This is a genomic window from Streptomyces sp. NPDC086023 (genome assembly GCF_044540325.1).
Taxonomy (GTDB): domain Bacteria; phylum Actinomycetota; class Actinomycetes; order Streptomycetales; family Streptomycetaceae; genus Streptomyces.
The window spans coordinates 137,481-164,107 of record NZ_JBITRX010000006.1; the positions used below are offsets into that span (position 1 = coordinate 137,481).

Sequence of the window (26,627 nt, forward strand, 5' to 3'; positions counted from 1 at the left end):
ACGAGGAGCGGACGTGCCCGAACGGACGGTAACGACCGTGACCGTGCTCGCGGCCGACTATTTCGAGAGCTATTCGGTCGTCGGCCTGCTCGCCGTGATCGGCGTGCTCTTCGTCGCCGTGGCCTTCGGGGCGGGGCGGCTGCTGCGCCCGGTGGTCCCGACCCCCGAGAAGCTCCTGACGTACGAATGCGGCGTCGACCCGGTCGGCGAGGGCTGGGCCCACACCCAGGTCCGGTACTACGTCTACGCGTTCCTCTACGTCATCTTCGCCGTCGACTCGATCTTCCTCTTCCCGTGGGCGACGGTGTTCGCCGCGCCCGGCTACGGGGCCACGACCCTGGTCGAGATGTTCATCTTCCTGGGCTTCCTCGCCGTCGGTCTGCTCTACGCATACAAGAAGGGCGTCCTCGAATGGACGTGACGAGCCCCGCCCCCGACGCCGGGGGCGCCCGCACCCCTGAGCTGCTCCCGGAGCCCAAGAGGCTGGGAGCACTCGCCCGTCTGGCCCCCGAGCCGATGAAGGTGGTCCTCAACTGGGGACGCCGCTACAGCCTCTGGGTCTTCAACTTCGGGCTCGCCTGCTGCGCGATCGAGTTCATCGCCGCGTCCATGGCGCGGCACGACTTCATCCGGCTCGGCGTGATCCCCTTCGCGCCCGGGCCCCGCCAGGCCGACCTGATGATCGTCTCGGGCACGGTGACCGACAAGATGGCCCCGGCCGTCAAGCGGCTGTACGAGCAGATGCCGGAGCCGAAGTACGTCATCTCCTTCGGCGCGTGCTCCAACTGCGGCGGCCCGTACTGGGACTCGTACTCGGTCACCAAGGGAGTGGACCAGATCATCCCCGTCGACGTCTACGTGCCGGGCTGCCCGCCGCGGCCCGAGGCGCTGCTCCAGGGCATCCTCAAGCTCCAGGAGAAGATCGCCCGTGAGTCGCTCGACGAGCGGTACGGCGCCGGGTCCGCGCGCCCTTCGGTCGGCGCGCTGACCAGCGGGCTGGTCACGCCGCCGCCGGCGCCGGGCGCCGATGCGCCGGCCGGGCCGCCGGCCACGTCGCCCGCGGATGCGCCGGCCGCCGCTTCGCCGGCCGACGGCGCGCAGAACCCCGGAGGTGCCGCATGACGCACCCCTACGACCGGCTGCCGGACGGCGCCGCCGAGATCTTCGGCGCCGAGGCCACCGCGGAGGCGGCGTACGACCTGCTCACGGTCGACGTGCCCGCGGGGTCCTGGATCGCCTCGCTGGAGATCGCCCGCGACAAGCTGGGCTGCACCTACTTCGACTGGCTGAGCGCGGTCGACGAGCCGGGCACCGGCTTCCGCGTGTGCGCGCACGTCGTCGCCCTGGAGGGCGGCCGGGTGCGCCGCCTGCTGCTGCGCACCACCGTCCCGCACGCGGCCGCCACCCTGCCCTCGGCGGTCGACGTGTACGCGGGCGCGGCCTGGCACGAGCGCGAGACGTACGAGATGTTCGGCGTCACCTTCACCGACCACCCGAACCTCGTGCCGCTGCTGCTCCCGGAGAACTTCGAGGGCCACCCGCTGCGCAAGGACTTCGTCCTGGCCGCCCGGGTCGCCAAGGCCTGGCCCGGCGCCAAGGAGCCGGGCGAGGGTGCCGACCACGGCGGCCCGAAGCGGCGCACGATGCTGCCGCCGGGCGTCCCCGACCCCAACGACTGGGGCCCGCTCAAGGGCCAGCTGCCCCCGGCTCCGGCCCGGCCCGCCCGTACCCCGCGTGCGGCGGGCGACGCCCCGGCCCGCCGGGCGCGTACCGCCGCGGCCGGTTCCGCGAGCCAGGCCGGCGAGGCGGGGGAGGCCCCGGCGCGTCCGGTACGCCGTGCCCGCTCGGTGGCCGAGGGCTCGGCGAGCCAGGCCGCCGCCGGCCCGGAAGCCACCGCGGCCCCCGGTACCGAGGGCGCGCCCGCGGCTCCGGCCGAGCGCCCGGCCCGTCCGCCGCGCCGCACCCGCACCGCGGCCGACGGTTCCGCGAGCCAGGCGGCCGCCCCGGCCCCGGCCGGCACCGAGGCCGCCCCGGCCCCGGGGGAGCCCCCGGCCGCCCGCAGCTCGGACGCCCCCTGGCACAACCCCCGCCCGGCGTTCGACGATGCCCCCGCGGACCGCCCGGCCGAGCCCACCCCGGCAGCCGAACCCGCGGCGGCCCCCACCTCGGCCCCCGAGGCGTCACCCGCGCCGGCCCCCGAGGCGTCACCCGCGGCGGAACCCGCCGCGGAGGCCCGGCCCGAGGTCGCTCCCGAGGCGACGCCCGCCCCGGAGCAGGCCCCCGAGGCCGAGACCGCGGCGACGCCCGCCCCCGCCCCCGCCCCCGAGGCCGAGGCCGAGACCGGGCCACGGCAGAAGCCCGCCGCCGGGCCGGCCACCACCGAAACCGACCCCGACACCACCGGAGGCGACGCGTGAACGACGTCCTCGACGTCGCGCTGCGACTGATCGTCGTCTTCGCGGTCTTCCTCGTGCTGCCCCTCGTCATCGGGCAGACCGAGCACAAGGTGATGGCCCACATGCAGGGCCGCCTCGGCCCCATGTACGCCGGCGGTTTCCACGGCTGGGCCCAGCTCGTCGCCGACGGCGTGAAGTTCGCGCAGAAGGAGGACGTGGTCCCGGCCAACGCCGACCGCCGCATCTTCCAGCTCGCCCCCGCCGTCGCGCTGCTGCCCTACCTGCTCGTGCTGGTCGCCATCCCGATCGGCCCCGGCGAAGGCGCGGTCGGCCAGCTCATCGACGCCGGCCTGTTCTTCGTACTGGCCGTCATGGGCGTCGGAGTCCTCGGCAGCCTGATGGCCGGGTGGGCCTCCGCCAACAAGTTCTCCCTCCTCGGCGGCCTCCGCACCGCCGCCCAGCTCCTCGCCTACGAGCTGCCGATGCTGCTGGCCGCCGCCTCCGTGGCGATGGCCGCCGGCACCGTCTCGCTGCCCGGCATCGTGAGCGCCTTCGAGTGGTGGTGGCTGCCCTGGCAGATCGTCGGCGGCCTGGTGTTCTTCACCGCCGGCCTCGCCGAGCTCCAGCGCCCCCCGTTCGACATGCCCGTCGCCGACTCCGAGATCATCTTCGGCGCGTACACCGAGTACACGGGCCTGCGCTTCGCGCTGTTCCTGCTCGCCGAGTACGCCGGCATCGTCGTCCTGTGCGCCCTGACCACCGTCCTCTTCCTCGGCGGCTGGCACGGCCCGTTCGGCGGCGACGGCCTCGGCTGGTTCTGGACGCTGCTCAAGACCGCGGTCCTCGCCTTCGGCGTGATCTGGCTCCGGGTGACCTACCCCCGGCTGCGCGAGGACCAGCTCCAGAAGCTCGCCTGGACCACACTCATCCCGCTCGCGCTCGCCCAGATCGCGCTCACCGGCATCGTGAAGGTGGCGATCCAGTAATGCCCCCCATCCCCGGCTCCGGCCTCGCCAAGGGCCTCGCGGTCACGCTGAAGACGATGACCAGGCGGGCCCACACCGCGCAGTACCCCGACGTGCAGCCCGCCCTGCCCCCGCGCACCCGCGGGGTCATCGGCCTGTTCGAGGAGAACTGCACCGTGTGCATGCTCTGCGCGCGCGAGTGCCCCGACTGGTGCATCTACATCGACTCCCACAAGGAGACGATCCCGGCCGCCACGCCCGGCGGCCGCGAGCGCAGCCGCAACGTGCTGGACCGCTTCGCCATCGACTTCTCACTCTGCATGTACTGCGGCATCTGCATCGAGGTGTGCCCCTTCGACGCCCTCTTCTGGTCGCCGGAGTTCGAGTACGCGGAGACGGACATCCACGAGCTGACCCACGAGCGCGACAAGCTGCGCGAGTGGATGTGGACGGTCCCGGCCCCGCCGGCCCTCGACCCCCGGGCCGAGGAGCCCAAGGAGGTCGCCGCCGCCCGCAAGGCCGTCGAGAAGGCCGAGGCCCAGGCCGCCGCAGAGGCCGCCGCGGCCGCCCCCGAGGCCGGCACCCCGGCCGAGGACAGCCCCCGGCCCCCGGCCGCCCCGGAGGGAGACGCGTGAGCACCGCAGCCGCCGCCCTGGCCGCCAGCGGCCACCCCGGCTTCCTCTCGCCCACCGGCGTGGAGATCGCCTTCCTGCTCGTCGGCATCGCCACCCTCGGCGCCGCCGTCGTCACCGTCACCACCAGGCAGCTCGTGCACGCCGCCCTCTGGCTCGTCGTCGCGCTCGGCGGCATCGCCGTCGAGTACCTGCTGCTGACGGCGGAGTTCATCGCCTGGGTCCAGGTGCTGATCTACGTCGGCTCCGTGGTCGTCCTCCTGCTCTTCGGGCTGATGCTCACCAAGGCCCCCATCGGCCGCTCCCCGGACGCCGACTCGGGTAACCGGTGGGCCGCGCTCGCCGTGGCCGCGGCCGCCGCGGCGGCCCTGGTCTGGGTGGTCGTCGACGCCTTCCGCACCACCTGGATCGACCTCGACGGACCCGTCCAGGGCTCCACGAAGGTCTCCGGCGAGATCCTCTTCCAGCACTGGGTGCTGCCCTTCGAGGCGCTGTCGGTGCTGCTGCTGGCGGCCCTCGTCGGCGCCATCGTGCTGTCCCGCAAGAACGGCCCGGACAACGGCCCGAACGACGGTAAGGAGCAGCGCTGATGCACCTGGCCTATCCCGCCGTCCTCGCGGCACTCCTGTTCTGCACGGGCGTGTACGGCGTACTCGCCCGCCGCAACGCGATCCTGGTGCTGATGTCCGTCGAGCTGATGCTCAACGCCGTCAACCTGAACCTCGTCGCCTTCGACGTCTGGCTGCGCGACCGGCTCCACGCCGGCCAGGCGCTGACCCTCTTCACCATCGCCATCGCCGCCGCCGAGATCGGCATCGGTCTGGCCATCGTGCTGATGGTCTACCGCAACCGCGGCACGGCCGACGTCGACCGGCTGCGCGACACCGCCGAGGCCACCGCGCCCGCCGGGACCGACCCGACCACCGCCCAGCCCGCGGACAGCGTGACCGGAGCCGCCGCGTGACCACCACGACCCTCGCCGTCCTCGTCCCCGTACTGCCCTTCCTGGGCGCGGTGGCCGGACTGCTCCTCGGCCGCACGGCTCCCGGGTTCGTCCGGCCCCTGGCCGTCCTGCCCACCCTGGCCGCCGCGGCGCTGGCCGTCCTCGTCGCCGTCCGGCAGGGCGGCGGCAAGCCGATCGTGGCCGCCACGGAGCTGACGCCCACCGGATCGGTCCCGATCGACCTGGCCCTGTACCTGGACGGCTTCGCCGTACTGGCCGCCGTGCTGGTCGGACTGGTCGCCACCTGCGTGCAGCTCTACTCGACGGCGTACCTGCGCGAGGACCCGCGCTACCCGTCGTACGCGGCCCTGGTGTCCCTGTTCACCTCCGCCATGCTCCTCGTCGTCTACTCCGGCGACCTGATGGTGCTGCTGGTCGGCTGGGAGATCATGGGCATCTGCTCGTACTTCCTGGTCGGCCACTACTGGGAGACCGAAGCGGCCCGCTCCGCCTCCCTCAAGGCCTTCCTCGTCACCAAGCTCGGCGACGTGCCCTTCCTCTTCGGCCTGTTCGCGCTCGCCGTCGACGCCGGCTCCTTCCAGATCACCAGGATCCTGGGTGCCGTCGCCTCCGGCGGGCTCGACCACCCGACGCTGATCGCCCTGCTGCTCCTCGCGGGCGTCGCGGGCAAGTCGGCGCAGTTCCCGCTGCACACCTGGCTCCCGGACGCCATGGCGGGCCCGACCCCGGTCTCCGCCCTGATCCACGCCGCGACGATGGTCGCGGCCGGCGTCTACTTCATCGCCCGGCTCCTCCCGGTCTTCACGGCCTCCCAGGCCGCGCTGGTCGTGATGGCCGTCATGGCCGCGGTGACGATGATCGGGTCCGCCCTCGCCGCCCTGGCCCAGGACGACATCAAGCGCGTCCTCGCCTACTCGACGATCGGCCAGCTCGGCTACATGGTCGGCGCCCTGGCCGTCGCCGACCGCGGCGCAGCCGTCTTCCACCTCCTGTCCCACGGCGCCTTCAAGGCGCTCCTCTTCCTCGGCGCCGGCGTGATCATCCACGCCGCGGGGACCAACTCGCTGTCCGCCATGGCCCGCATGGACGGCCTGGCCAAGCGCATCCCCGACGCCTACTGGACGATGACCGTCGCGCTCCTCGCGCTCGCGGCCCTCCCGCCCTTCGCCGGCTTCTTCTCCAAGGAGGCCGTGCTGGTCGCCGCCGAGCACGCCGCCGTCGGCGAGACCGAGCTGGCGCCCACCGCGGCCGGCTGGACGGTCCTGGTCGCCGGACTGGTCACCGCCCTCATCACCGCCGCGTACGCCACCCGCCTCTGGCTGATGGCCTTCCGCGGCCGGGGCGCCGCCGCCCCGGACCACGGCAGGGAGCCGCTCGCCATGACCGGCGTGCTGTGGCTGCTGGCCGTCCCGTCGATCACCTTCGGCCTCGCCGGATACGTCCTCGACGACTGGTTCGACGGCCACCCGCTCACCCCCACGGCGGCCACCTCCGTGCTGGGCATCGGTGCCGCGCTCATCGGCGCCCTCGTCACGTACGGCCTCTGGCAGCGCGCCTCCGCGGCCCTGGCCCGCCAGGCCGCCGGAGCCCGCCCGGCCCCCGGCACCGAACCGGCGTCCGTCGCCGCCGCCGAGGAGGTCGCCTCCGCCGCCCAGGCCCCCGAGGTCGCCGAGGTCACCCACGAGCACCCCGGCGTGCCGACGGCCCCCGCCGCCGACCCCGGCCGCGCCCTGCTGGGTCCGCTGCACCGCCACGCCGAGGCGGGCTTCCACCTCGACGCCGTCTACGCCGCCCTCTTCGTACGACCGGTGCTGGCCGCCGCCGGACTGGTCCGCTTCCTCGACCGCGAGGTCGTGGACACGTACGTACGAGGCGCGGGCGCCGCACCCCGGCTGCTCGGCACCCTGGTCCGCCGCGCCCAGACCGGCAACGTGCAGACCTACCTCAGCGCGCTGCTGGGCGGTTCCGTGGTCCTGGCGGTCGCCGTCGCAGTCCTTGCCAACGTCAACGCCGGATCGTGAGCCGTGAGTCAGCCGTGATTGATATCAGCGCATCCGTGATGCAGTTCCTCCTGGCGTTCATCGTGGCCGTCCCCCTGATCGGCGCGGCCGCCGCCCTGCTCCCGGCCCCGCCCGGGCTCAAGGGCAAGAGCCCCGAACAGGCGGTCCTGCGCCACGGCGTCACCGTCACCGGCGCCGTCCTGGCCGCCGCCGTGGTCCTCGCCCTCGGCTTCGACCACGACGCCCCCTCGACCATGCAGGCCACGACCGACATCAGCTGGATCCAGGCGCTGAACGTCCGGATCCACCTCGGCGTCGACGGCATCTCGCTCCCCCTCCTGCTGATGACCGCGCTGCTGTTCTTCCTCTGCGCGCTCTACTCGTACTTCAAGCTCCCCGCGGGCCCCTCCCCGAAGGCCTTCACCGCGCTCCTGCTCGTGCTGGAGTGCGGCACCCTCGCGACCTTCGCCGTACTCGACCTGCTGCTGTTCTTCCTGGCGTTCGAGATGGTGCTCATCCCCATGTACTTCCTCATCGCCCGCTGGGGCGGTGACCAGCGGCAGCCCGCCGCCTGGAAGTTCATCCTCTACACGCTGCTCGGCTCCGTGGTCATGCTGCTGGGCCTGCTGCTCATCGGACTGAACAGCGGCACCTTCGACATGGTGGCACTCGCCGCCGACAACGGCCGCGGACTGACCCACACCACCCAGCTGCTGGCGGTCCTCGCCATCGGCACCGGCCTCGCCGTGAAGACCCCGATGTGGCCGCTGCACAGCTGGCTGCCCGCGGCCCACACCGCCGCCCCGACCGTGGGCTCGGTGCTCCTCGCCGGCGTCCTGCTCAAGATGGGCACCTACGGCTTCGTACGCATCCTCCTCCCGGTCACGCCGAGCGGCATGCGGACCTTCGCCCCCTACCTGGCGGGCTTCGCGGTCGTCGGCATCATCTACGGGTCCCTCGCCTGCCTCGCGCTCGCGAAGAAGGGCGCCAAGGGCGACCTCAAGCGCCTGATCGCCTACTCGTCCGTGGGCCACATGGGCTTCGTCCTGCTGGGCATCGCGACCATGACCCCCACCGGCGTCAACGGCGCGCTCTTCGCCAACATCGGCCACGGACTCATCACCGGCCTCCTCTTCTTCCTGGTCGGCGCCCTCAAGGACCGCTACGGCAGCACCGACCTCGACACCCTCGCCGGGGCCACCGGCGCCGCCCTCTACGGCCGCGCCCCCCGCCTCGGCGCACTGCTCGCCTTCGCCGCCGTGGCCTCCCTCGGCCTGCCGGGCCTCGCCGGGTTCTGGGGCGAGATGCTCGCCCTCTTCGGGGCGTTCGAGCCGGCCGAGGGTCTCAGCCGCCCCGCCTTCCTGACGTTCATGGCCATCGGCGGCGTGGGCACCCTGCTCACCGCCGCGTACCTGCTGCTCGTCGTGCGCCGCGTCTGCATGGGCGACCCGGCCGCCCAGCCGGCCCGCCCGGCCGCCCTCGCGGACGTCCAGACGTACGAGTTCGCCGCCTGGACCCCGCTCGTCGCCCTCACCGTCCTCGCCGGCCTCTGGCCCGCGGTCCTCCTCGGCCTCACCGACCCGGCCGTCCAGAAGCTCCTCGCAGGAGGCAATTGATGACGGCCACCCTCGCCGCCGACAGCGCCACCGTCACGACGGCCGCCCAGAACCTGGTGCAGAACGTCGACTGGCTCGCGATCGCGCCGCCCACCATCGCGGCCGTCGTCGGCCTCGCCGTGCTGGTCGCCGACCTCTTCGTGCCGGAGCGGAACAAGGCGCTCCTCGGCTGGGTCTCCGTCGCCGGCCTCGCCGCCGCGACCCTGGCCCTGCTGCCGCTGCGCGCGGGCGACCGCTCCACCTTCTGCGTGGTCGGCGACCCGAGTGCCTGCAGTTACACCGTGGACCGCTTCACCCTCGTGATCCAGTTCCTGGTCCTCGCGGGCGCCCTGCTCACCGCCCTGCTCTCGGTGACGGCCGTGAAGGAGACCAGGCTCCCCGCGGGCGAGTTCTGGTTCCTGCTGCTGTCGTCGGCCGCGGGCGCCGCCCTGCTGCCGGCCTCCCGGGACCTGGCCACCCTGATCGTCGCCCTGGAGGTCGCCTCGCTGCCGGCCTTCGCCCTGGTCGGCCTCCGCCGCGGCGACCGCCTCTCCTCCGAGGCGGCCCTGAAGTTCTTCCTCTCGTCGGTCGCCGCCACCGCCGTCTCCCTGATGGGCGTCAGCTTCGTCTACGCCGCCACGGGCACCGTGCACCTGACCCGGGTGGCCGAGGAGCTGGCACACGTGCCGGCCCAGTTCGACGGCCTCGCCACGGCGGGCGTCGCGCTGACCCTGGTCGGATTCGCCTTCAAGACGGCCGCGGTGCCCTTCCACTTCTGGGTGCCCGACACGTACATCGGCGCCCCGCTGCCCATCGCCGCCTACCTCTCGGTGATCGGCAAGGCCGTCGGCTTCACCGGCCTCGTCCTGGTCACGGTGATCGCCTTCCCGGCGTACTCCGACGTCTGGGGCCCCGCCCTGGCCGTGCTCGCCGCCCTGACGATGACCATCGGGAACGCCGCCGCGCTGCGCCAGTCCCCGGACCGCGACCACAGCGCCGTGCGCCTGCTGGCCTGGTCCTCCGTGGGCCAGGCCGGGTACCTGCTGGTGCCGATCGCCGCGGCCGCGTACTCCGACCGCGACCAGATCGGCTCGACCGTCGCGTACGCCCTGATGTACGCCGCGGTGAACCTGGGCGCCTTCGCGGTGGCCGCCCTGGTCGGCCGTACGACGCCCCGGCACCGCATCAGCGACTACCGCGGGCTGTACGCGCGCCGACCGCTCGCGGCGCTGTCGATGGCCTTCTTCCTGCTCTGCCTGGCAGGCCTGCCGCCGGGCGTCATCGGCCTCTTCGCGAAGGTCACCGTCTTCCAGTCCGCGGTCGACGCGGGCCTGGGCTGGCTCGCCGTGGTCATGGCCGTCAACGTGGTCATCGCCCTCTACTACTACCTCCAGTGGACGGCACTGCTGTTCCGCGCCCCGGAGGGCGAGGAGGCGGGCGAGGCCGTCGCCCGCGGCCGCGTCCCGGCCCCCGTCAGCGTCGCGATCGCCCTCACCGGCCTGGTCGCCGTGGTCACCTCGGGAGCCCCGCAGATCGTGCTGCGGTTCGCGTCCACCGGCCTGTTCCAGTAGGCCCGGCCTCGCCCGTACGGAGTAACGGCCCCGCCCGGCGCACCGGGCGGGGCCGCTGCGTTCCCGCGGGGGCCCGGCGGCCGACGGCCCGGGAACCCGCCGCCCCCGCGTGGCGTTGACCAGGAAGGGAGGGTCCACTGGACCGTAGACCCCCTCGCCGGGTCCCCCTGCCGCACCACTTGGAGGGCGTACCGTGCACCGCCGGCACAACGGGCTGAAGACCGCCGTACTTCTCGGCGGACTGTCCGCCCTGATCATCCTCATCGGCAGCTTCTTCGGGCGCACCGGCCTGATCGTGGCCCTGTTCGTGGCCCTGGCCACCAACGCGTACGCGTACTGGAACAGCGACAAGCTGGCTCTACGCGCGATGCGCGCGCGGCCGGTCAGCGAGTTCGAGGCGCCCGAGCTCTACCGCATGGTGCGCGAGCTCTCCACGTCCGCGCGCCAGCCGATGCCGCGGCTCTACATCTCTCCCACCGAGGCCCCCAACGCCTTCGCGACCGGCCGCAACCCGCGCAACGCCGCGGTCTGCTGCACCGAGGGCATCCTGCGGATCCTGGACGAGCGCGAGCTGCGGGGGGTCATCGGACACGAGCTGAGCCACGTCTACAACCGCGACATCCTCATCTCGTCGGTCGCCGGCGCCCTCGCCTCCGTGATCATGTTCCTGGTCAACTTCGCGTGGCTGATCCCCATCGGCCGCTCCAACGACGACGAGGGCCCGGGCCTGTTCGGCATGCTGCTGATCATGATCCTCGGCCCGTTGGCCGCCTCCGTGATCCAGCTGGCCATCAGCCGCTCGCGCGAGTACGAGGCCGACGCCTCCGGCGCCCAGCTGACCGGCGACCCGCTGGCCCTGGCCAGCGCCCTGCGCAAGCTCGACGCGGGCACCAGGCAGCTGCCGCTGCCGCCCGAGCCCCGCCTGGAGACCGCCAGCCACATGATGATCGCGAACCCCTTCCGGCCCGGCGAGGGCCTGTCGAAGATGTTCTCCACCCACCCGCCCATGGCCGAGCGCATCGCCCGGCTCGAACAGATGGCAGGACGTCACCAGTGAAGACCATCCTGAACGTCATATGGCTCGTCCTCAGCGGCTTCTGGCTGTTCCTCGGCTACTGCCTCGCGGGCCTGATCCTCTGCATCACGATCATCGGCATCCCGTTCGGGATCGCGGCCTTCCGGATCGCGACCTACGCCCTCTGGCCCTTCGGCAAGACCACGGTCGAACGCCACGACGCCGGCGCCGCCTCGGCCGTGGGAAACGTCCTGTGGCTGATCCTCGCCGGGTGGTGGCTGGCCCTCGGCCACATCGCCACCGGCATCGCCCTGTGCATCACGATCATCGGGATCCCGTTCGGCATCGCCAACTTCAAGATGATCCCCATCTCGCTCTTCCCGCTGGGCCGCGAAATCGTCCCCACGGACGCCCCCTTCGCCTCCCGCTGAGGCACCGCCACGGCGACGCCCACGGACGGCCGCGCCGCTCCGTGCGCAGGTCGGGTGGATTGTCAGTGGGGTGGTCCACCATGAACGCATGAGAGAGACCGAGCAGTTGCTGGAGCAAGTCGCCACCCACGCGCGCGCCTCCCGCGCGGCGCACGACGGGCCGCTCCCGGGGGTCCTGGGCCCCGGGGACCTGGACCGCGCGGAGGCCATACTCGGCTTCCCGCTGCCGCCCCTGCTCGCCGGTCTCCACACCCGTGTGGCGGACGGCGGCTTCGGCCCCGGGTACGGCCTGCTGCCGCTGCTCGACGGACCGTACGCCGCCGTGGCGGCGTACCGCGACATGCGGCGCTCCGGCTGGCGCTGGCCCGAGGGCGTGCTGCCGGTGCTCGACTGGGGCTGCGGGATGTACGCGTGCGTGGACTGCCGCAGCCCGGACGCCCAAGTCCTGCTGTTCGAGCCGAACCTGGGCGATCCGGAGGTGGCCTGGTTCGTCGACGCGCCCAGCCTCGCGCAGTGGCTGCGCGGCTGGCTGGACGGCACCGCGTGGTACTGCGAGGACGGCGACGCGGGCGAGGCGGAGGACCTCGACCCGCTGCCGTGGGAGCGGATCAGGACGAGGGCGTGAACCTCCGCCGGACGCCGTAGACGGCCGCGCCCAGAGCCAGCACAGCCGCCCCCGTCAGCACCGACGACGTGGGGAGCGCGAAGGCCAGCACCACACACCCGGACAGGCCGACGCCGGTCACGACCCGACCCTTGACACCTGAATCGAGAGTCCAGGCCGACGCGTTCGCGATCGCGTAGTAGACCAGCACGCCGAAGGACGAGAAACCGATCGCGCCCCGCACGTCCACGGTCGCGGCCAGCACGGCCACCACCGCGCCGACCGCCAGTTCCGCATGGTGCGGCACCTGGTTGCGCGGGTGTACGGCGGCCAGCTGGCGCGGCAGGTGGCCGTCGCGCGCCATCGCGAGCGTCGTCCGCGACACCCCCAGGATCAGGGCGAGCAGGGACCCCAGCGCGGCCAGCGCCGCCCCGGCCCGCACCACCGGCACCAGCCCCGGGTGCCCGGCCGCGCGCACCGCGTCGGCCAGCGGGGCCGTCGCGTCCGCCAGCCCCCCGGCGCCCAGGACCGACAGCACGGCCACCGCCACCGCCGCGTACACCACCAGCGCGATGCCCAGCGCCAGCGGCACGGCCCGCGGGATCGTCCGCTCCGGGTCCCGCACCTCCTCGCCCAGCGTGGCGATCCGCGCGTACCCGGCGAAGGCGAAGAACAGCAGGCCCGCCGCCTGGAGCAGCCCGCTGAGCCCGCCGGTGGCCCCGCCGCCCAGCCGCCCCCAGTCCGCCCCGCCGGAGCCCAGGCACACCGCCACGACCCCCGCCAGCACGGCCAGCACCGCCGCCACGATCACCCGCGTCACCCTGGCCGACTTCTGCATGCCGCCGTAGTTCACCGCGGTCAGGGCCACCACCGCGGCCACCGCCACCGCGTGCGCCTGCCCGGGCCACACGTACGCCCCGACGGTCAGCGCCATCGCCGCGCACGAGGCGGTCTTGCCGACCACGAACCCCCACCCGGCGAGGTACCCCCAGAAGGGCCCCAACCGCTCCCTGCCGTAGACGTAGGTGCCGCCGGAGGCGGGGTAGACCACGGCCAGCCGCGCCGACGCCGTCGCATTGCAGTACGCCACGACCGCCGCCAGCCCGAGGGCCGGCAGCAGCCCCGTGCCCGCGGCCTGCGCCGCGGGGCCCAGCGCGGCGAAGATGCCCGCGCCGACCATCGCACCCAGCCCGATCACGACCGCGTCGAACACACCAAGGGACCGTCTCAGCTCCGTCACGAAGCGGGACCCTATCCGCCGCTCGCGGCACTTCTCCCGTCGGCCATCAGGTCTTCACCCCCCGTTTGCGGGGGGCGTTCCCGCTGCCGTTCGCGCTGCCGCTCCCAGCCCTCCAGCGCGGTCAGGCACGCGTGGTCCAGGTGCCGCAGCCCCGTCAGGTCCAGCCGCACCTCCCGGCCGGCGGGCAGCCGCTCCAGGGCGTCCAGCAGCTTCGGCAGCCGCAGGAAGGTGGCGTTGCCCAGCACCCGTACCCGCAGCCCGGACCCCTCCGGCACCGTCTCGACGTGCACGTGCGAGGTCTCCCAGGCCGACTTGGCCACGGCGAGCCCCAGCCCGATCAGCACCCCCTCGAACAGGTTGGTCGCCACGATCGCGCCCGCCGTGACCACCAGCACCACCGCCTCGCCCCGGTGCCCCCGCCACAGCGCCAGCACCGCCCGGCCCGGCAGCAGCTTCCAGCCCGCGTACAGCAGCACGCCGGCCAGCGAGGCGAGCGGCACCACCGACAGCACCTGGGGCAGCAGCACGGCGAACAGCAGCAGCCAGCACCCGTGCAGCACCCGCGACGCCCGGGTCCTGGCCCCCGCCTCCACGTTCGCCGCGCTCCGCACGATCACGGCGGTCATCGGCAGGGCCCCGAGCAGCCCGCACACGGCGTTCCCCGCCCCCTGCGCCACCAGCTCCCGGTCGTACTCGGTCCGCGGCCCGTCGTGCAGCCGGTCCACCGCCGCCGCGCTGAACAGCGTCTCCGCCGAGGCGATCAGCGCCAGCGCCAGTACGGTCCCCAGCGCCCCCGGCGACCACAGCGCGGCCACCTCCCGGGCACCCGGCGGCGACACCGCCGCCAGCACCCCCGTGACCTCCACCTTCGCCACCGGCAGCGCCAGCAGCCAGGCCGCACCGGTCGCCAGCGCCACGCCGGCCAGCGCCCCCGGCACGGCCCGCGCCGCCGCCGGCATCCGCCGCCACAGCACCATCACCGCGACCGTCCCCGCGCCCAGCGCCACGGCCGCCACCTCGGCCTCGCCGGCCAGCAGCACCAGCCCGGCCAGCTTCTCCCCGGTCCCCCCGGGCGCCCGCACGTCGCCCACCGCGTACAGCTGCCCGGTGATCAGCACCAGGCCGATGCCGGCCAGCATTCCCTGCACCACGGCCACCGAGATGGCCCGGAACCAGCGCCCGAGCCCCAGCACCCCCATGGCCACCTGGACCACCCCCGCGGCGCATACCAGCACCCCGAGGACCCCGACGCCGAAGCGCTCCACCGCCTCGTACACCAGCACCGTCAGCCCCGCCGCGGGCCCGCTGACCTGCAGCGCGCTGCTCCGGAACCAGCCGGTGACCAGTCCGCCGACCACCCCGGTGATCAGCCCCAGCTCGGCCGGCACCCCCGAGGCCACGGCCACGCCCACACACAGCGGCAGCGCCACCAGCGCCACCACCACCGAGGCGGCGACATCGGCGCGCAGGGCGTCACGCCGGCCGGAGCGGCGGGGCGGTGCGCCCCCTGACGTGCCCGAAGGGCCGGAAGAGCCCCACGAAGAGCCGGGCCAAGGCATGCGAAAGCCCCCTGTCCACGAAGTGACGTACGTCACCCAGCGTGGTGGGCGCACGGGCCGGGACCCAAGTCGCCACAGGGGGCCGTCGTGGAGCGCACGCCGCACGCGCGCGGTGCACGGCCACCCCGCGCCGAGGGCGTACCCGGGGGGCGCGGGGCGGCCTGAAGAACTACCGGTAGTTCACGAACTGGATCGCGAAGTCCAGGTCCTTGCCCTTGAGGAGCTGCTGTACGGCCTGGAGGTCGTCACGGCTCTTGGAGCTGACGCGCAGCTCGTCGCCCTGCACCTGGGCCTTCACGCCCTTGGGGCCCTCGTCGCGGATCATCTTCGCGACCTTCTTGGCGTTCTCCTGGGAGATGCCCTCCTCGATGGTCGCGAAGATCTTGTACTCCTTGCCGGAGAGCTGCGGCTCACCGGCGTCGAGCGCCTTGAGCGAGATGCCTCGCTTGACCAGCTTGGTCTCGAAGACGTCGAGGACGGCCTTGACCCGGTCCTCGGAGTTCGCCTCCATCAGGATCTTCTCGCCCGACCAGGCGATGGAGGCGCCGGTGCCCTTGAAGTCGTAGCGCTGCGAGAGCTCCTTGGCGGCCTGGTTGAGGGCGTTGTCGACCTCCTGCCGCTCGACCTTCGAGACGATGTCGAAACTGGAGTCGGCCATGTCCTGTGGCTCCTTGAAGTCGCGGGGATTGCTCAAACGGTCGCGGAACCGGACACCTCCGGACCGCTCCGCAAAGCCTAGCCACCGCACCCGGCCGAGGTGCTGATCAATCCGGTGGCGAAGCACCCCCGAGCATCGGGTATCGTTTACGTCGTTGCCAGGGAGCACCGCGGAAAAGCGGGAATCCGAGGCGATATCCCATGGCGGTGTGCCCGAGTGGCCAATGGGAGCGGACTGTAAATCCGTCGGCTTAGCCTACCCAGGTTCGAATCCTGGCGCCGCCACGCGAAGCAAGACCCCCGTCCACCTGCGGAAGCGCAGGGGGCGGGGGTCTTCTCGTATGTGCCGGGCCCTTCTCGTACCGAGCGGTGCGGGTCCGCATCCCGCCGGGCGGTGCCGTCGTTGACCTCGCATGATGCGATTGACGAAGGGCCGGGCGCTCGCCGTGGGCGGGGCGCTGGCCGGGATGCTGGCGGGCGGACCCGCCGCGTACGCGACGCTGCAGGGCGCGGAGGCCGGCCGCGGGACCCCGTACGCCGAGACCCGGCTGTACTTCGGCACGGAGCGGCCGGACGGCGGCCCGGCCGTGACGGACGAGCAGTTCATGGACTTCATCGACCGGAAGGTCACGCCCGCCTTCCCCGAGGGGCTCACCCTCCACCAGGGCGTCGGCCAGTGGCGCGACAGCACCGGCACCATCGAGCGCGAGCGCTCGTACGAACTGACGCTGCTCTACCCGGCCGGACAGGCCGGCGACCGCGACGCGCGGATCGAGGCGATCAGGGACGCCTACGAGAAGGAGTTCGCCCAGGACTCGGTCGGCCGCGCCGACGACACGGCCCGCGTGGACTTCTGAGGGGCGGTCAGCGGGCCGTCAGTTGCCCGCGACCGCCTTCACCGCCACCTCCGCCGGGGTCGAGCCGGAGACCAGCTCCAGCGTCAGCCCCGCGGTGGCCGGCGTCTCGACGAGCTCCGCGAGCACGGCCGCCACGTCGTCGCGCGGCACCGGCCCGCGGCCCGTCGAGGCCTCCAGGCGGACCAGGCCCGTACCCGGCTCGTCGGTGAGCTGCCCCGGCCGCAGGATCGTCCACTCCAGGCCCAGCCGGGTCTGCACGTAGGTGTCGGCCTCGCCCTTGGCCCGCAGGTACGCGTCGAAGACCGAATCCCCCTCGTGGTGCGGGTCCGCGCCCATCGAGGAGACGACCACGAGCCGCCGCACACGGGCGCGTTCGGCCGCGTCGGCGAAGAGCATCGCCGCGCCCCGGTCCACCGTCTCCTTGCGCGCGATGCCGCTGCCCGGGCCCGCGCCGGCCGCGAAGACCGCCGCACCGGCACCCTGGAGCACCGCGGCGACCTGCTCCAGGGAGGCCGACTCCAGGTCGCACAGGACCGGTTCCGCCCCGACGGCCCGCAGGTCGTCCCCCTGCGCCGGGTTGCGGATGATGCCCGCCACCTCGTAGCCGCGCAGGGCGAGCAGCCGCTCCAGCCGCAGCGCGATCTGACCGTGTCCACCAGCGATGACGATGCGCATGCCCCGACCGTACGACGGCGGGCGCGCCTCCGCTCAGGGACCGGGCTCCATCCGGCCCTGCCGGGGCAGGTCGAGCGCCACCGCCACCGCCGAGTCGCAGTACTCGCGTACCGCGCTGGTCCGCGCCACCACCCGGCCCCGGTGGACGACGATCCGGCTGTAGGCCAGTGAGAGCACCCCGGCGATCCGGTCCCCGCGTACGGCGAGCAGCTCGGCCGGAAACCCCGCCTCCACCCGCACCTCCGGCAGCCCCATCGCCGCCCGCGCCGCGCCGCTGACCGCGTCGTACGCCTCGGGGGCCCGCAGCCCCGCCTGCGAGGCCAGCAGGTAGGCGGCCTCCAGCGGGTCGCCCCGGCCCACCGGGTTGCCCGCGTCGCGCAGCGCCCCGCTGCCGGCCGCCACCCGTACCCCCGCAGCCCGCAGCAGCCGTACCGGCGCCGTCCGCAGCCCCCGCCGCTCCAGCGCCGCGCAGTCGCCCTGCGGCAGGCACACCACCGTCACCCCGGCGGCGGCCAGCTGGTCGGCGGCGCGGGTCGCGACGTCGAGCGGCAGTCGGGAGAGCCCGCCGCACGGGCCGATGGAGACGCCCGGGCGCAGGCCGCCGATCATGGCCGTGAGCCGGGACAGCCGGGCCGGGTCGTCGGCGTCGGTGTGCAGGTCTACCGGGCAGCCGTGCTCGGCCGCCAGCTCCAGGACGGCCTCGGTGAAGCCGGTGGGGTCGGGGTCGAGGTCGGGGCAGCCCCCGATCACGGAGGCGCCCATCTTGACCGCGTCCCGCAGCATCGACAGCCCGTCCGCCCCCGCCACCCCCGTGAGCAGCCGCGGTACCGCCACGGCGGTCAGGTCGGCGAGACCGCGCAGGGAGCGTCTGGCCTGGAGCACCGCCTCGATGGGGCCCAGCCCGTGCACGTCGCCGATCCGCACGTGCGAGCGGACGGCGGTCGCGCCGTGGCCCAGCTGGAGGAGGGCGGCCTCGGTGGCGCGCCGCTGCACCTCGTCGACGGTGTACGAGACGGGGCCCTCGCCGTCGGCGGTGAGGGCGGTGTCGCCGTGTGCGTGCGGTTCGGCCGGGGCGGGCAGCAGGAGGTACCCGCTGAGGTCGACGCGGGAGGAGGCGTGGGCCGGGAGGCTGCCCGCGGTGCCGACGGCCTCGATGCGGCCGCCGCCGAGCCGGACGTCCACGGTCCGGCCGTCCGTGAGGCGGGCCCCGGACAGGAGCAGGGAGTTGATGTCGGCGGGGGCGCCGGAGCCACCGCCCGCGCCGCCGCTGCGGGGGGAGTGGGGTGGCTGCTGCGGCTGGCTGTCGGGCATCGCGCTCCTGCGGGGGGCTCGGGCGTTCCTGGACCGGCGGTGCCCGGGGGCGACGGCCCAAGATCACGCAGCGTGGTCCGAGCCTAGGGGCCCATGGGGGGAGCATCACGGAGGAGCCGAATAGTCATACCGGTGTGGTGCCCCGGTGTCCGCGGGACGGGCGGTGCGCGGGAGTCGCTCGGGTGGCGCCCGGGAGGGTCCGGCAGGGGGTGCGTGCGGGGCCGGCGAGCCGCCGGAGACGGCTGGGATTCGGGCCGGGAACGCCCTGGCGACGGCCGCCGGACAACGGATTTGGGCGATCGGCGGAAGGCCGTGTAATGTCTTCCCTGCTCGCCCCAATAGCTCAGTCGGTAGAGCGTCTCCATGGTAAGGAGAAGGTCTGCGGTTCGATTCCGCATTGGGGCTCTGGTGTGAAAGGTTCCCCCGCTTCCGGGCGGGGGATCTGATCGCATCAAAGCGGTGTAGCTCAGTCGGTAGAGCAAGCGGCTCATAATCGCTGTGTCACCGGTTCAAGTCCGGTCACCGCTACACACAGTAGCCGATTGTGGGGTCGGTCTCCCGATCGGCTACTCTTTTCTGCGTTCATCCGTCCATCCGTCCGTCAAGGAGCACTCACGTGGCTGCCACCGACGTCCGCCCGAAGATCACGCTGGCCTGCGTGGAGTGCAAGGAGCGGAACTACATCACCAAGAAGAACCGGCGCAACAACCCGGACCGTCTTGAGATGAAGAAGCACTGCCCGCGCTGCAACTCGCACACCGCGCACCGCGAGACCCGCTAACCAGCGAGTCTTCGGACAACAGGCACAGTCATGAGGTCGTCCCCTTCCGGGGGACGGCCTCATGTCGTTTCCGCTGTATCTACCAGGAGGTAGTGAGCCATGGCGCTCGACCAGTCCTTCGTGGGGCGCACCTATCCGCCCACCGAGCCCTACGAGGTCGGCCGGGAGAAGATCCGGGAATTCGCGGTCGCGGTGGGTGACGCCAATCCCGCGTACAGCGACCCGGAGGCCGCCAAGGCGCTCGGGCACCAGGACGTGATCGCGCCGCCCACCTTCGTGTTCGCCATCACCTTCAAGGCGGCCGGGCTCGTCATCGAGGACCCGCAGCTGGGCCTGGACTACAGCCGCGTGGTCCACGGCGACCAGAAGTTCTCGTACACCCGCCCGGTGCGCGCCGGCGACCGGCTCTCGGTCACCTCCACCATCGAGGCGATCAAGTCGCTGGCCGGGAACGACATCCTGGACATCCGCGGCGAGGTCCACGACGAGACCGGTGAGCACGTCGTGACGGCGTGGACGAAGCTGGTCGCGCGTGCGGCCGAGGAGGCCTGAGATGACTGCGAAGATCGCGTACGCCGACGTCGAGGTCGGCACCGAGCTGCCGGCCCAGAGCTTCCCCGTGACGCGCGCCACGCTCGTCCAGTACGCCGGCGCCTCGGGCGACTTCAACCCGATCCACTGGAACGAGAAGTTCGCCAAGGAGGTCGGGCTGCCGGACGTGATCGCGCACGGCATGTTCACCATGGCCGAGGCGATCCGCGTCGTCACCGACTGGGCCGGCGACCCGGCCGCGGTCGTGGAGTACGGCGTCCGCTTCACCAAGCCGGTGGTCGTCCCCAACGACGACCGGGGCGCGCTGATCGAGGTCAGCGCCAAGGTCGCCGCGCTGCTCGACGACAACCGGGTCCGCGTCGACCTCACCGCCACCAGTGCCGGCCAGAAGGTGCTGGGCATGTCCCGCGCGGTGGTCCGCCTCGCCTGAGCCTGCGGCCGGGTGACACGCCTCCGAAGGGGCCGGGGTTTCCCCGGCCCCTTCGTCGTGCCGCTCGCACCCCTTGACGTAATTAGTTATTGACCACTAACTTGGAGTCATGGTCAGGATGAGTGCGGAGGAGCGGCGCGAGAGCGTGATCCGGGCCGCCATGGGAGAGTTCGCCCGCGGCGGGTACCACGGCACGTCCACGGAGGCCATCGCCAAGCGCGTGGGCGTCTCGCAGCCCTACCTCTTCCGGCTCTTCCCCAACAAGCAGGCCATCTTCCTGGCGGCGGCCGCCCGCTGCCTGGAAGGGATGCAGCAGCTGTTCAACGAGGCGGCCGAGGGGCTGGAGGGCCACGAGGCCCTGGCCGCCATGGCCAATGCCTACGCGCGACTGATCACCGAGGACCCCGAGAAGCTCCAGCTCCAGCTCCAGGTCTACGTCACCGTCGCGGCCGCCGAGGCCGCGGGGGAGCACGAGTTCGGCGAGATGGTCCGCGCCGGCTGGATGGAGCTCTGGGACACGGTCGGCGTGCCGCTCGGCGGCGACATCGGCCAGACCACCAGCTTCATGGCGCACGGAATGCTCATCAACACCCTCGCCGCCATGGGCTTCCCGCCCGAGCACCGCGTCTGGGAAGCCCTCTACCCCTCCGCCCGCGCCAAGGGGCGGCTGGAGAAGTAACCCCCCGCGCCGTCGGCGCTCCGGAGTCGGTCCGGACGCCCCACGGTCCCGGGCCCACCTCTGTCCATGAAAGTTAGTCATCAATAACTAACTCACTCTCTGGGGAAGCCATGAGCGAGAGCACCCACAGCACCGAGAGCCTGAAAAGCACGAAGAGGGCGCAGAACGCGAGGGGCGCCGAGGGCGGTGCCACCCTCCGCGGCCCCGCCGTCTGGGCCCTCGTCATCACCAGCGTCGCCGGGTTCATGGCGGCCCTGGACAACCTGGTCGTCACCACCGCGCTCCCCGCCATCCGCACCGACCTCGGCGGAAAGCTGGAGGACCTGGAGTGGACGGTGAACGCCTACACGCTCACCTTCGCCGTCCTCCTCATGCTCGGCGCCGCGCTCGGCGACCGCTTCGGCCGCCGCCGGCTCTTCATCGCCGGCCTCGCCGTCTTCACCGGCGCCTCCGCCGCGGCCGCCCTCTCACCCGGCATCGACGCCCTGATCGCCGCCCGCGCCGTCCAGGGCGTCGGCGCCGCCGTGATGATGCCGATCACGCTCACCCTGCTCACCACCGCCGTCCCCGCCGCCCGCCGCGGCATGGCCCTCGGCATCTTCGGCGCCGTCACCGGCCTCGCCGTCGCCAGCGGCCCGCTCATCGGGGGCAGCCTGACCGAGCACTTCTCCTGGCAGTGGATCTTCTGGCTCAACGTGCCCGTCGGCCTCGCCCTGCTGGTCCTCGCCCGGCTCCGCCTCGCCGAGTCCCACGCCCCCACCGCACGCCTCGACGTCCCCGGCACCCTCCTGATCAGCGCCGGCCTCTTCGGCATCGTCTACGCCCTGGTCAACGCCAACGCCGAGGGCTGGACCAGCGTCCCCGTCCTCACCGGCCTGATCGCCGGCAGCGCGCTCACCCTCGCCTTCGTCGCCCACGGCATGCGCGCCAAGAACCCCATGCTCCCCATGCGGCTCTTCCGCGACCGAGGCTTCCTCGGCATCAACATCGCCAGCCTGCTGATGTTCCTCGGCATGTTCGGCTCGATCTTCCTGCTGAGCCAGTTCCTCCAGGGCGTGGCCGGCTACTCGCCCACCGAGGCCGGCCTGCGGATGCTCCCCTGGACCGGCATGCCCATGCTGGTCGCCCCCTTCGCCGGAGCCCTCTCGGACCGCATCGGCGGCCGCCCCGTCGTCGCCGCGGGCCTCGCGCTCCAGGCCGCCGGCCTCGCCTGGTTCGCCCTGATCCTCGAACCCGACGTGCCGTACGCCGCCCAGCTCCCGGCACTGGTCATCAGCGGCATCGGCATGGCCATGTACTTCGCCCCCGCCGCGAACGTCCTGATGTCCACCGTCTCCCACGCCGACCAGGGCAAGGCCTCCGGCGCCAACAACGCCCTCCGCGAGGTCGGCGGAGCCCTCGGCGTCGCGGTCCTGGCCTCGGTGTTCTCCGCCCAGGGCGGGTACGAGAGCCCCACCGCCTTCGTCGACGGCACCGTCCCCGCTCTGTGGATAGGCGCCGCGGCCGTCGCGGTCGCCGCCGCCTTCGCCCTGCTCATCCCCGGCCGCCGGCGCACCCCCGCCCCGGCCCCCGCGGAGGCCCCGGCCGAGCGGGCCGTCCCCGCCCGGGTGTGACGCGTACGACACCACGTGCCGCGATGCGGTCCGTGGCCACGCCGGTCAGGCGGGCCACGGACCGTACTCTTGTCCACGTGCAGGAACTCCACGACGCCCCGCTCGCCCCGCTGACCACCTTCCGCCTCGGCGGTCCGGCCACCCGGCTGGTCACCGCGACCACCGACGCCGAGGTGGTCTCCGCCGTCCGCGCCGCCGACGAGAGCGGCACTCCGCTGCTGGTCATCGGCGGGGGCAGCAACCTGGTCATCGGAGACGGGGGCTTCGCCGGAACCGCGCTGCGCATCGCCACCACCGGCTTCACGCTCGACGGCACCGCCCTCGAACTCGCCGCCGGCGAGAACTGGAGCGACGCCGTCGCCCGCACCGTGGAGGCCGGACTGGCCGGCATCGAGTGCCTCGCCGGCATCCCCGGCTCCGCCGGCGCCACCCCGATCCAGAACGTCGGCGCCTACGGCCAGGAAGTCTCCAGCACCATCACCGAGGTCGTCGCCTACGACCGCGTCCTCGGCGAAACGGTCACCCTGACCAACGCCGAGTGCGCCTTCTCGTACCGCCACAGCCTCTTCAAGGACCACCCCGACCGGTACGTCGTGCTCCGCGTCCGGTTCCTCCTGGAGGACGCCGACGGGCTGTCCGCGCCCATCAAGTACCCCGAGACCGCCCGCGCCCTCGGCGTCGAGGCCGGCGACCGCGTCCCGGCCGCCCAGGCCCGCGAAACCGTCCTGCGCCTGCGCGCCGGCAAGGGCATGGTCCTCGACCCCGCCGACCACGACACCTGGTCCGCCGGCTCCTTCTTCACCAACCCGATCCTCACGGACCAGGCGTACGCCGACTTCCTCGCCCGCGTGCAGGACCGCCTCGGCCCCGACACCGTGCCGCCCGCCTACCCCGCGGGCGAGGGCCGTACCAAGACCTCCGCGGCCTGGCTGATCGACAAGGCCGGCTTCACCAAGGGCTACGGCTCCGGCCCGGCCCGCATCTCCACCAAGCACACCCTCGCCCTGACCAACCGGGGCCAGGCCACCACCGAGGACCTCCTCGCCCTCGCCCGCGAGGTCGTCGCCGGCGTCCACGAGGCCTTCGGCGTGACCCTCGTCAACGAGCCGGTCACGGTCGGCGTCCGCATCTGACGGGTCCCCGCCACCGATGCGCTGTCCTCTGCACGGGTCCGGCGCGGACCCCACGCGCCTGGTCGGGCGTGCCGTCGAGAAGGTCGTCGCCTCCTGGCACGTCAGCGACGGCGAGCGCTCCGAGCTGCCCCTCGACGTCTGGCTGACCGACAGCGAGGGCGACATCACCCGGATCACCACCGGGTCCGACCACTGCCTCATCGTCGAGTGCGCCCCGCCCCACGAGCCGTACGACCTGGGGGAGTGGGGCCGCGTCGAGGTCGGCGAGGACCTCGGCGACCACCCGTTCCTGCGCCACCTCGGCGAGCCCGTCACCTCGGTGGCCGAGTTCGCCCTGCCCGACCACGGCCGCAGCCGTCTGGAGATCGTCTTCCCGACCGGCCGGGTGATCTGCGACTGCCACGAGGGCGACCTGCGGCTCACCCGCGCCCCCGCGCAGGGGGTGCCCGCCCAGGGCGTCGCCCACGGCCCCGCTCAGCCCGCGGTCAGCCAGTCGTCGATCCCGGCGAGCAGCTTCGCACGGACGTCCTCGGGCGCCGCGGAACCGCGCACCGACTGACGCGCCAGCTCGGCGAGCTCCGCGTCCGTGAAACCGTGGTGCCGGCGCGCGATCTCGTACTGCGCGGCCAGCCGGGAGCCGAACAGCAGCGGGTCGTCCGCGCCCAGCGCCAGCGGCACGCCCGCCTCGAAGAGCGTGCGCAGCGGGACGTCCTCGGGCTTCTCGTACACGCCCAGCGCCACGTTCGAGGCCGGACAGACCTCGCACGTCACCTGCCGGTCCGCCAGCCGCCGGAGCAGCCGCGGGTCCTCCGCCGCGCGCACGCCGTGCCCGATCCGGGCCGCGTGCAGGTCGTCCAGGCAGTCCCGGACGGACGACGGGCCGGTCAGCTCCCCGCCGTGCGGGGCCGCCAGCAGGCCGCCCTCCCGGGCGATCGCGAACGCCCGGTCGAAGTCGCGGGCCATGCCGCGCCGCTCGTCGTTGGAGAGGCCGAAGCCCACCACACCGCGGTCCGCGTAGCGCACGGCGAGCCGGGCCAGGGTCCGGGCGTCCAGCGGGTGCTTCATCCGGTTCGCCGCGATCAGCACCCGCATCCCGAGGCCGGTCTCGCGGGAAGCGGAATCCACCGCGTCCAGGATGACCTCCACGGCGGGGATCAGCCCGCCGAGGTGCGGGGCGTACGAGGTGGGGTCGACCTGGATCTCCAGCCAGCCGCCACCGTCGCGTACGTCCTCCTCGGCGGCCTCGCGGACCAGGCGCTGGATGTCCTCGGGCTCCCGCAGACAGGAGCGCGCCGCGTCGTACAGCCGCTGGAAGCGGAACCAGCCGCGCTCGTCGGTGGCGCGGAGCCGGGGCGGCTCGCCGGCGGTCAGGGCGTCGGGAAGCCGGACGCCGTACTTGTCGGCGAGGTCGAGCAGGGTCGAGGGCCGCATGGACCCCGTGAAGTGCAGGTGCAGGTGGGCCTTCGGCAGAAGCGTGAGATCGCGTGCGTGCTCCATTTGGTGATCCTGCCGTACGCACGCGCTGAGCGGGAGGGCGTTTTCCCGATCGGGCGCCGCTCCGAACGCAGAAGCGGGGCTCCGGTGGCCCCCTGGGGGCGCCGCCCCAGACCCCCGCTCCTCGAACGCCGACGGGGCCGGCGGGCGGGCGCGGAGGCCCGCAAACGCCTGAGCGGCGCCGTCCCGGGAAGGGAGGGCGCCGCTCAGGGTATGGCTGCGGGCCGCTTTAGGCCTTGGCCTCGGCGAGGAGCTTCTGGATGCGCGAGACGCCCTCGACGAGGTCCTCGTCGCCCAGTGCGTACGACAGGCGCAGGTAGCCCGGCGTACCGAAGGCCTCACCCGGGACGACCGCGACCTCGGCCTCGTCCAGGATCAGCGCGGCGAGCTCGACGGAGGTCTGCGGGCGCTTGCCGCGGATCTCCTTGCCCAGCAGGCCCTTCACCGACGGGTACGCGTAGAAGGCGCCCTCGGGCGTCGGGCAGACCACGCCGTCGATCTCGTTCAGCATCCGGACCATGGTCTGGCGGCGGCGGTCGAAGGACTTCCGCATCTCCGCGACGGCGTCGAGGTTGCCCGAGACGGCGGCCAGCGCGGCGATCTGCGCGACGTTGGAGACGTTGGACGTGGCGTGCGACTGCAGGTTGGTCGCGGCCTTGATGACGTCCTGGGGGCCGATGACCCACCCGACGCGCCAGCCCGTCATGGCGTACGTCTTGGCGACGCCGTTGACGATGATGCACTTGTCGCGCAGGGCGGGGACCAGCACCGGCAGCGAGGTGAACGTCGCGTCGCCGTAGACCAGGTGCTCGTAGATCTCGTCGGTGAGGACCCACAGGCCGTGCTCGGCGGCCCACTCACCGATCGCCTTCGCGTCCTCCTCGCTGTAGACCGCACCGGTCGGGTTCGAGGGGGAGACGAACAGGACGACCTTGGTGCGCTCGGTGCGCGCGGCCTCCAGCTGCTCGACGGAGACGCGGTAGCCGGTGGTCTCGTCGGCGACGACCTCGACCGGGACACCGCCGGCGAGCTGGATCGACTCCGGGTAGGTGGTCCAGTACGGGGCCGGGACGATGACCTCGTCACCCGGGTCCAGGATCGCGGCGAAGGCGTTGTAGATCGCCTGCTTGCCGCCGTTGGTCACCAGCACCTGGGAGGCGTCGACCTCGTAGCCGGAGTCGCGGAGCGTCTTCTCCGCGATGGCCTTCTTCAGCTCCGGCAGACCGCCGGCCGGCGTGTAGCGGTGGAACTTCGGGTCGCGGCAGGCCTCCACCGCGGCCTCGACGATGTAGTCGGGGGTCGGGAAGTCGGGCTCGCCGGCGCCGAAGCCGATGACCGGTCGCCCGGCGGCCTTGAGGGCCTTGGCCTTGGCGTCGACGGCGAGGGTGGCGGACTCGGAGATGGCGCCGATGCGGGCAGACACCCGGCGCTCGGTGGGAGGCGTTGCAGAGGTCATGCGGCCAATCGTCCCAG

Annotated in this window: 28 protein-coding genes and 3 tRNA genes; 24 read left to right on the forward strand and 7 right to left on the reverse strand. The window is 73.2% G+C overall.

Features of this window, described 5'->3' with window-relative positions:
* Positions 1–13 precede the first annotated feature (13 nt).
* The 13 genes from ACIF6F_RS14285 (at position 14) to ACIF6F_RS14345 (ending at position 12,194) form a co-directional block, all read left to right on the forward strand.
* The gene (locus tag ACIF6F_RS14285; RefSeq protein ID WP_399945914.1) at positions 14–421 is read left to right on the forward strand and encodes an NADH-quinone oxidoreductase subunit A; all 408 of its coding nucleotides are present in this window, start codon (positions 14–16) and stop codon (positions 419–421) included.
* Complete coding sequence (locus tag ACIF6F_RS14290) at positions 412–1,122, forward strand: NADH-quinone oxidoreductase subunit B (protein ID WP_399945917.1); 711 nt, start codon at positions 412–414, stop codon at positions 1,120–1,122. The genes ACIF6F_RS14285 and ACIF6F_RS14290 overlap by 10 nt, the downstream gene beginning before the upstream one ends.
* Positions 1,119–2,417, forward strand: coding sequence for an NADH-quinone oxidoreductase subunit C (locus ACIF6F_RS14295; RefSeq protein WP_399945919.1), 1,299 nt, complete (start codon positions 1,119–1,121; stop codon positions 2,415–2,417). Before ACIF6F_RS14290 ends, ACIF6F_RS14295 begins: the two co-directional genes overlap by 4 nt.
* Positions 2,414–3,382: an NADH-quinone oxidoreductase subunit H gene (locus ACIF6F_RS14300; protein WP_399945922.1), complete on the forward strand. Its 969-nt coding sequence runs from the start codon at positions 2,414–2,416 to the stop codon at positions 3,380–3,382. Before ACIF6F_RS14295 ends, ACIF6F_RS14300 begins: the two co-directional genes overlap by 4 nt.
* Positions 3,382–3,996 (forward strand): NuoI/complex I 23 kDa subunit family protein, encoded by a 615-nt coding sequence (locus ACIF6F_RS14305; protein ID WP_399945925.1) that lies wholly within the window; start codon positions 3,382–3,384, stop codon positions 3,994–3,996. The genes ACIF6F_RS14300 and ACIF6F_RS14305 overlap by 1 nt, the downstream gene beginning before the upstream one ends.
* Complete coding sequence (locus ACIF6F_RS14310) at positions 3,993–4,583, forward strand: NADH-quinone oxidoreductase subunit J (protein WP_399945928.1); 591 nt, start codon at positions 3,993–3,995, stop codon at positions 4,581–4,583. The genes ACIF6F_RS14305 and ACIF6F_RS14310 overlap by 4 nt, the downstream gene beginning before the upstream one ends.
* Complete coding sequence (nuoK, locus tag ACIF6F_RS14315; RefSeq protein ID WP_399945931.1) at positions 4,583–4,957, forward strand: NADH-quinone oxidoreductase subunit NuoK; 375 nt, start codon at positions 4,583–4,585, stop codon at positions 4,955–4,957. Before ACIF6F_RS14310 ends, nuoK begins: the two co-directional genes overlap by 1 nt.
* Entirely contained in the window at positions 4,954–6,978 is a 2,025-nt protein-coding gene (locus ACIF6F_RS14320; protein WP_399945933.1) for an NADH-quinone oxidoreductase subunit L, read from the forward strand. Before nuoK ends, ACIF6F_RS14320 begins: the two co-directional genes overlap by 4 nt.
* Before the next feature lie 14 nt (positions 6,979–6,992).
* Positions 6,993–8,573: a NuoM family protein gene (locus tag ACIF6F_RS14325; protein ID WP_399945936.1), complete on the forward strand. Its 1,581-nt coding sequence runs from the start codon at positions 6,993–6,995 to the stop codon at positions 8,571–8,573.
* Positions 8,573–10,123 carry an NADH-quinone oxidoreductase subunit N gene (locus tag ACIF6F_RS14330; RefSeq protein WP_399945939.1) on the forward strand — a complete coding sequence of 517 codons (1,551 nt, stop codon included), beginning with the start codon at positions 8,573–8,575 and terminating at the stop codon, positions 10,121–10,123. Before ACIF6F_RS14325 ends, ACIF6F_RS14330 begins: the two co-directional genes overlap by 1 nt.
* A 193-nt stretch (positions 10,124–10,316) precedes the next feature.
* Positions 10,317–11,180: a zinc metalloprotease HtpX gene (gene htpX / locus ACIF6F_RS14335; RefSeq protein ID WP_399945941.1), complete on the forward strand. Its 864-nt coding sequence runs from the start codon at positions 10,317–10,319 to the stop codon at positions 11,178–11,180.
* Complete coding sequence (locus tag ACIF6F_RS14340; protein ID WP_399945944.1) at positions 11,177–11,569, forward strand: YccF domain-containing protein; 393 nt, start codon at positions 11,177–11,179, stop codon at positions 11,567–11,569. Before htpX ends, ACIF6F_RS14340 begins: the two co-directional genes overlap by 4 nt.
* Before the next feature lie 88 nt (positions 11,570–11,657).
* Entirely contained in the window at positions 11,658–12,194 is a 537-nt protein-coding gene (locus ACIF6F_RS14345) for an SMI1/KNR4 family protein (protein WP_399945947.1), read from the forward strand.
* Here the strand turns inward: ACIF6F_RS14345 and ACIF6F_RS14350 are convergent.
* The 3 genes from ACIF6F_RS14350 to ACIF6F_RS14360 form a co-directional block, all read right to left on the reverse strand.
* Positions 12,178–13,413 carry an APC family permease gene (locus ACIF6F_RS14350; RefSeq protein WP_399945949.1) on the reverse strand — a complete coding sequence of 412 codons (1,236 nt, stop codon included), beginning with the start codon at positions 13,411–13,413 and terminating at the stop codon, positions 12,178–12,180. The two genes, ACIF6F_RS14345 and ACIF6F_RS14350, sit on opposite strands and share 17 nt — an antisense overlap.
* 11 nt (positions 13,414–13,424) lie before the next feature.
* Complete coding sequence (locus ACIF6F_RS14355; RefSeq protein WP_399945952.1) at positions 13,425–14,972, reverse strand: SulP family inorganic anion transporter; 1,548 nt, start codon at positions 14,970–14,972, stop codon at positions 13,425–13,427.
* Between the two features lie 169 nt (positions 14,973–15,141).
* Positions 15,142–15,630 (reverse strand): YajQ family cyclic di-GMP-binding protein, encoded by a 489-nt coding sequence (locus ACIF6F_RS14360; RefSeq protein WP_399945955.1) that lies wholly within the window; start codon positions 15,628–15,630, stop codon positions 15,142–15,144.
* 202 nt (positions 15,631–15,832) lie between these two features.
* Between ACIF6F_RS14360 and ACIF6F_RS14365 the strand changes: the two genes are divergently transcribed.
* Positions 15,833–15,914, forward strand: a tRNA-Tyr gene (locus ACIF6F_RS14365).
* A gap of 131 nt (positions 15,915–16,045) precedes the next feature.
* Entirely contained in the window at positions 16,046–16,486 is a 441-nt protein-coding gene (locus ACIF6F_RS14370; protein WP_399946520.1) for a DUF3574 domain-containing protein, read from the forward strand.
* Positions 16,487–16,504: 18 nt separating this feature from the next.
* Here the strand turns inward: ACIF6F_RS14370 and ACIF6F_RS14375 are convergent, their stop codons facing one another.
* Positions 16,505–17,161 (reverse strand): NAD(P)H-binding protein, encoded by a 657-nt coding sequence (locus tag ACIF6F_RS14375; RefSeq protein WP_399945958.1) that lies wholly within the window; start codon positions 17,159–17,161, stop codon positions 16,505–16,507.
* 33 nt (positions 17,162–17,194) lie between these two features.
* Complete coding sequence (locus ACIF6F_RS14380) at positions 17,195–18,472, reverse strand: amidohydrolase family protein (RefSeq protein WP_399945960.1); 1,278 nt, start codon at positions 18,470–18,472, stop codon at positions 17,195–17,197.
* 332 nt (positions 18,473–18,804) lie between these two features.
* Between ACIF6F_RS14380 and ACIF6F_RS14385 the strand changes: the two genes are divergently transcribed.
* The 9 genes from ACIF6F_RS14385 (at position 18,805) to ACIF6F_RS14425 (ending at position 24,219) form a co-directional block, all read left to right on the forward strand.
* Positions 18,805–18,877: transfer RNA gene (locus ACIF6F_RS14385), tRNA-Thr, on the forward strand.
* A 50-nt stretch (positions 18,878–18,927) separates the two neighbouring features.
* A tRNA-Met gene (locus ACIF6F_RS14390) sits at positions 18,928–19,000 on the forward strand.
* Positions 19,001–19,088: 88 nt separating this feature from the next.
* Positions 19,089–19,253: a 50S ribosomal protein L33 gene (gene rpmG, locus ACIF6F_RS14395; RefSeq protein WP_003956487.1), complete on the forward strand. Its 165-nt coding sequence runs from the start codon at positions 19,089–19,091 to the stop codon at positions 19,251–19,253.
* A 99-nt stretch (positions 19,254–19,352) separates the two neighbouring features.
* Entirely contained in the window at positions 19,353–19,805 is a 453-nt protein-coding gene (locus ACIF6F_RS14400) for a MaoC family dehydratase N-terminal domain-containing protein (protein WP_399945963.1), read from the forward strand.
* Between the two features lies 1 nt (position 19,806).
* A complete protein-coding gene (locus ACIF6F_RS14405; protein WP_399945964.1) occupies positions 19,807–20,235 on the forward strand; it encodes a MaoC family dehydratase in 429 nt (142 codons plus the stop codon).
* 109 nt (positions 20,236–20,344) lie between these two features.
* Positions 20,345–20,914, forward strand: coding sequence for a TetR/AcrR family transcriptional regulator (locus ACIF6F_RS14410; protein ID WP_399945967.1), 570 nt, complete (start codon positions 20,345–20,347; stop codon positions 20,912–20,914).
* A 110-nt stretch (positions 20,915–21,024) separates the two neighbouring features.
* Complete coding sequence (locus ACIF6F_RS14415; protein WP_399945970.1) at positions 21,025–22,527, forward strand: DHA2 family efflux MFS transporter permease subunit; 1,503 nt, start codon at positions 21,025–21,027, stop codon at positions 22,525–22,527.
* 77 nt (positions 22,528–22,604) lie between these two features.
* Positions 22,605–23,660 carry a UDP-N-acetylmuramate dehydrogenase gene (locus ACIF6F_RS14420; RefSeq protein WP_399945973.1) on the forward strand — a complete coding sequence of 352 codons (1,056 nt, stop codon included), beginning with the start codon at positions 22,605–22,607 and terminating at the stop codon, positions 23,658–23,660.
* A 16-nt stretch (positions 23,661–23,676) separates the two neighbouring features.
* Positions 23,677–24,219, forward strand: a complete 543-nt coding sequence (locus tag ACIF6F_RS14425; protein ID WP_399945976.1) for a hypothetical protein — start codon at positions 23,677–23,679, stop codon at positions 24,217–24,219.
* On the opposite strand, the gene ACIF6F_RS14430 is transcribed toward ACIF6F_RS14425, so the two are convergent.
* Both ACIF6F_RS14430 and ACIF6F_RS14435 read right to left on the reverse strand, forming a co-directional pair.
* Complete coding sequence (locus ACIF6F_RS14430) at positions 24,135–25,157, reverse strand: adenosine deaminase (protein WP_399945979.1); 1,023 nt, start codon at positions 25,155–25,157, stop codon at positions 24,135–24,137. The two genes, ACIF6F_RS14425 and ACIF6F_RS14430, sit on opposite strands and share 85 nt — an antisense overlap.
* 226 nt (positions 25,158–25,383) lie before the next feature.
* Positions 25,384–26,610, reverse strand: coding sequence for a pyridoxal phosphate-dependent aminotransferase (locus ACIF6F_RS14435; RefSeq protein ID WP_399945982.1), 1,227 nt, complete (start codon positions 26,608–26,610; stop codon positions 25,384–25,386).
* Positions 26,611–26,627 lie beyond the last annotated feature (17 nt).

Coding starts and splice junctions, on each gene's coding strand:
- ACIF6F_RS14370 (WP_399946520.1), top strand. CDS start 16,046: ATGCGATTGACGAAGGGCCGGGCGCTCGCCGTGGGCGGGGCGCTGGCC.
- ACIF6F_RS14410 (WP_399945967.1), top strand. CDS start 20,345: ATGGTCAGGATGAGTGCGGAGGAGCGGCGCGAGAGCGTGATCCGGGCC.
- ACIF6F_RS14405 (WP_399945964.1), top strand. CDS start 19,807: ATGACTGCGAAGATCGCGTACGCCGACGTCGAGGTCGGCACCGAGCTG.
- ACIF6F_RS14380 (WP_399945960.1), bottom strand. CDS start 18,472: ATGCCCGACAGCCAGCCGCAGCAGCCACCCCACTCCCCCCGCAGCGGC.
- ACIF6F_RS14355 (WP_399945952.1), bottom strand. CDS start 14,972: ATGCCTTGGCCCGGCTCTTCGTGGGGCTCTTCCGGCCCTTCGGGCACG.
- ACIF6F_RS14295 (WP_399945919.1), top strand. CDS start 1,119: ATGACGCACCCCTACGACCGGCTGCCGGACGGCGCCGCCGAGATCTTC.
- nuoK (WP_399945931.1), top strand. CDS start 4,583: ATGCACCTGGCCTATCCCGCCGTCCTCGCGGCACTCCTGTTCTGCACG.
- ACIF6F_RS14360 (WP_399945955.1), bottom strand. CDS start 15,630: ATGGCCGACTCCAGTTTCGACATCGTCTCGAAGGTCGAGCGGCAGGAG.
- ACIF6F_RS14430 (WP_399945979.1), bottom strand. CDS start 25,157: ATGGAGCACGCACGCGATCTCACGCTTCTGCCGAAGGCCCACCTGCAC.
- ACIF6F_RS14305 (WP_399945925.1), top strand. CDS start 3,382: ATGCCCCCCATCCCCGGCTCCGGCCTCGCCAAGGGCCTCGCGGTCACG.
- ACIF6F_RS14435 (WP_399945982.1), bottom strand. CDS start 26,610: ATGACCTCTGCAACGCCTCCCACCGAGCGCCGGGTGTCTGCCCGCATC.
- ACIF6F_RS14330 (WP_399945939.1), top strand. CDS start 8,573: ATGACGGCCACCCTCGCCGCCGACAGCGCCACCGTCACGACGGCCGCC.
- ACIF6F_RS14375 (WP_399945958.1), bottom strand. CDS start 17,161: ATGCGCATCGTCATCGCTGGTGGACACGGTCAGATCGCGCTGCGGCTG.
- ACIF6F_RS14425 (WP_399945976.1), top strand. CDS start 23,677: ATGCGCTGTCCTCTGCACGGGTCCGGCGCGGACCCCACGCGCCTGGTC.
- ACIF6F_RS14415 (WP_399945970.1), top strand. CDS start 21,025: ATGAGCGAGAGCACCCACAGCACCGAGAGCCTGAAAAGCACGAAGAGG.
- ACIF6F_RS14345 (WP_399945947.1), top strand. CDS start 11,658: ATGAGAGAGACCGAGCAGTTGCTGGAGCAAGTCGCCACCCACGCGCGC.
- ACIF6F_RS14400 (WP_399945963.1), top strand. CDS start 19,353: ATGGCGCTCGACCAGTCCTTCGTGGGGCGCACCTATCCGCCCACCGAG.
- ACIF6F_RS14290 (WP_399945917.1), top strand. CDS start 412: ATGGACGTGACGAGCCCCGCCCCCGACGCCGGGGGCGCCCGCACCCCT.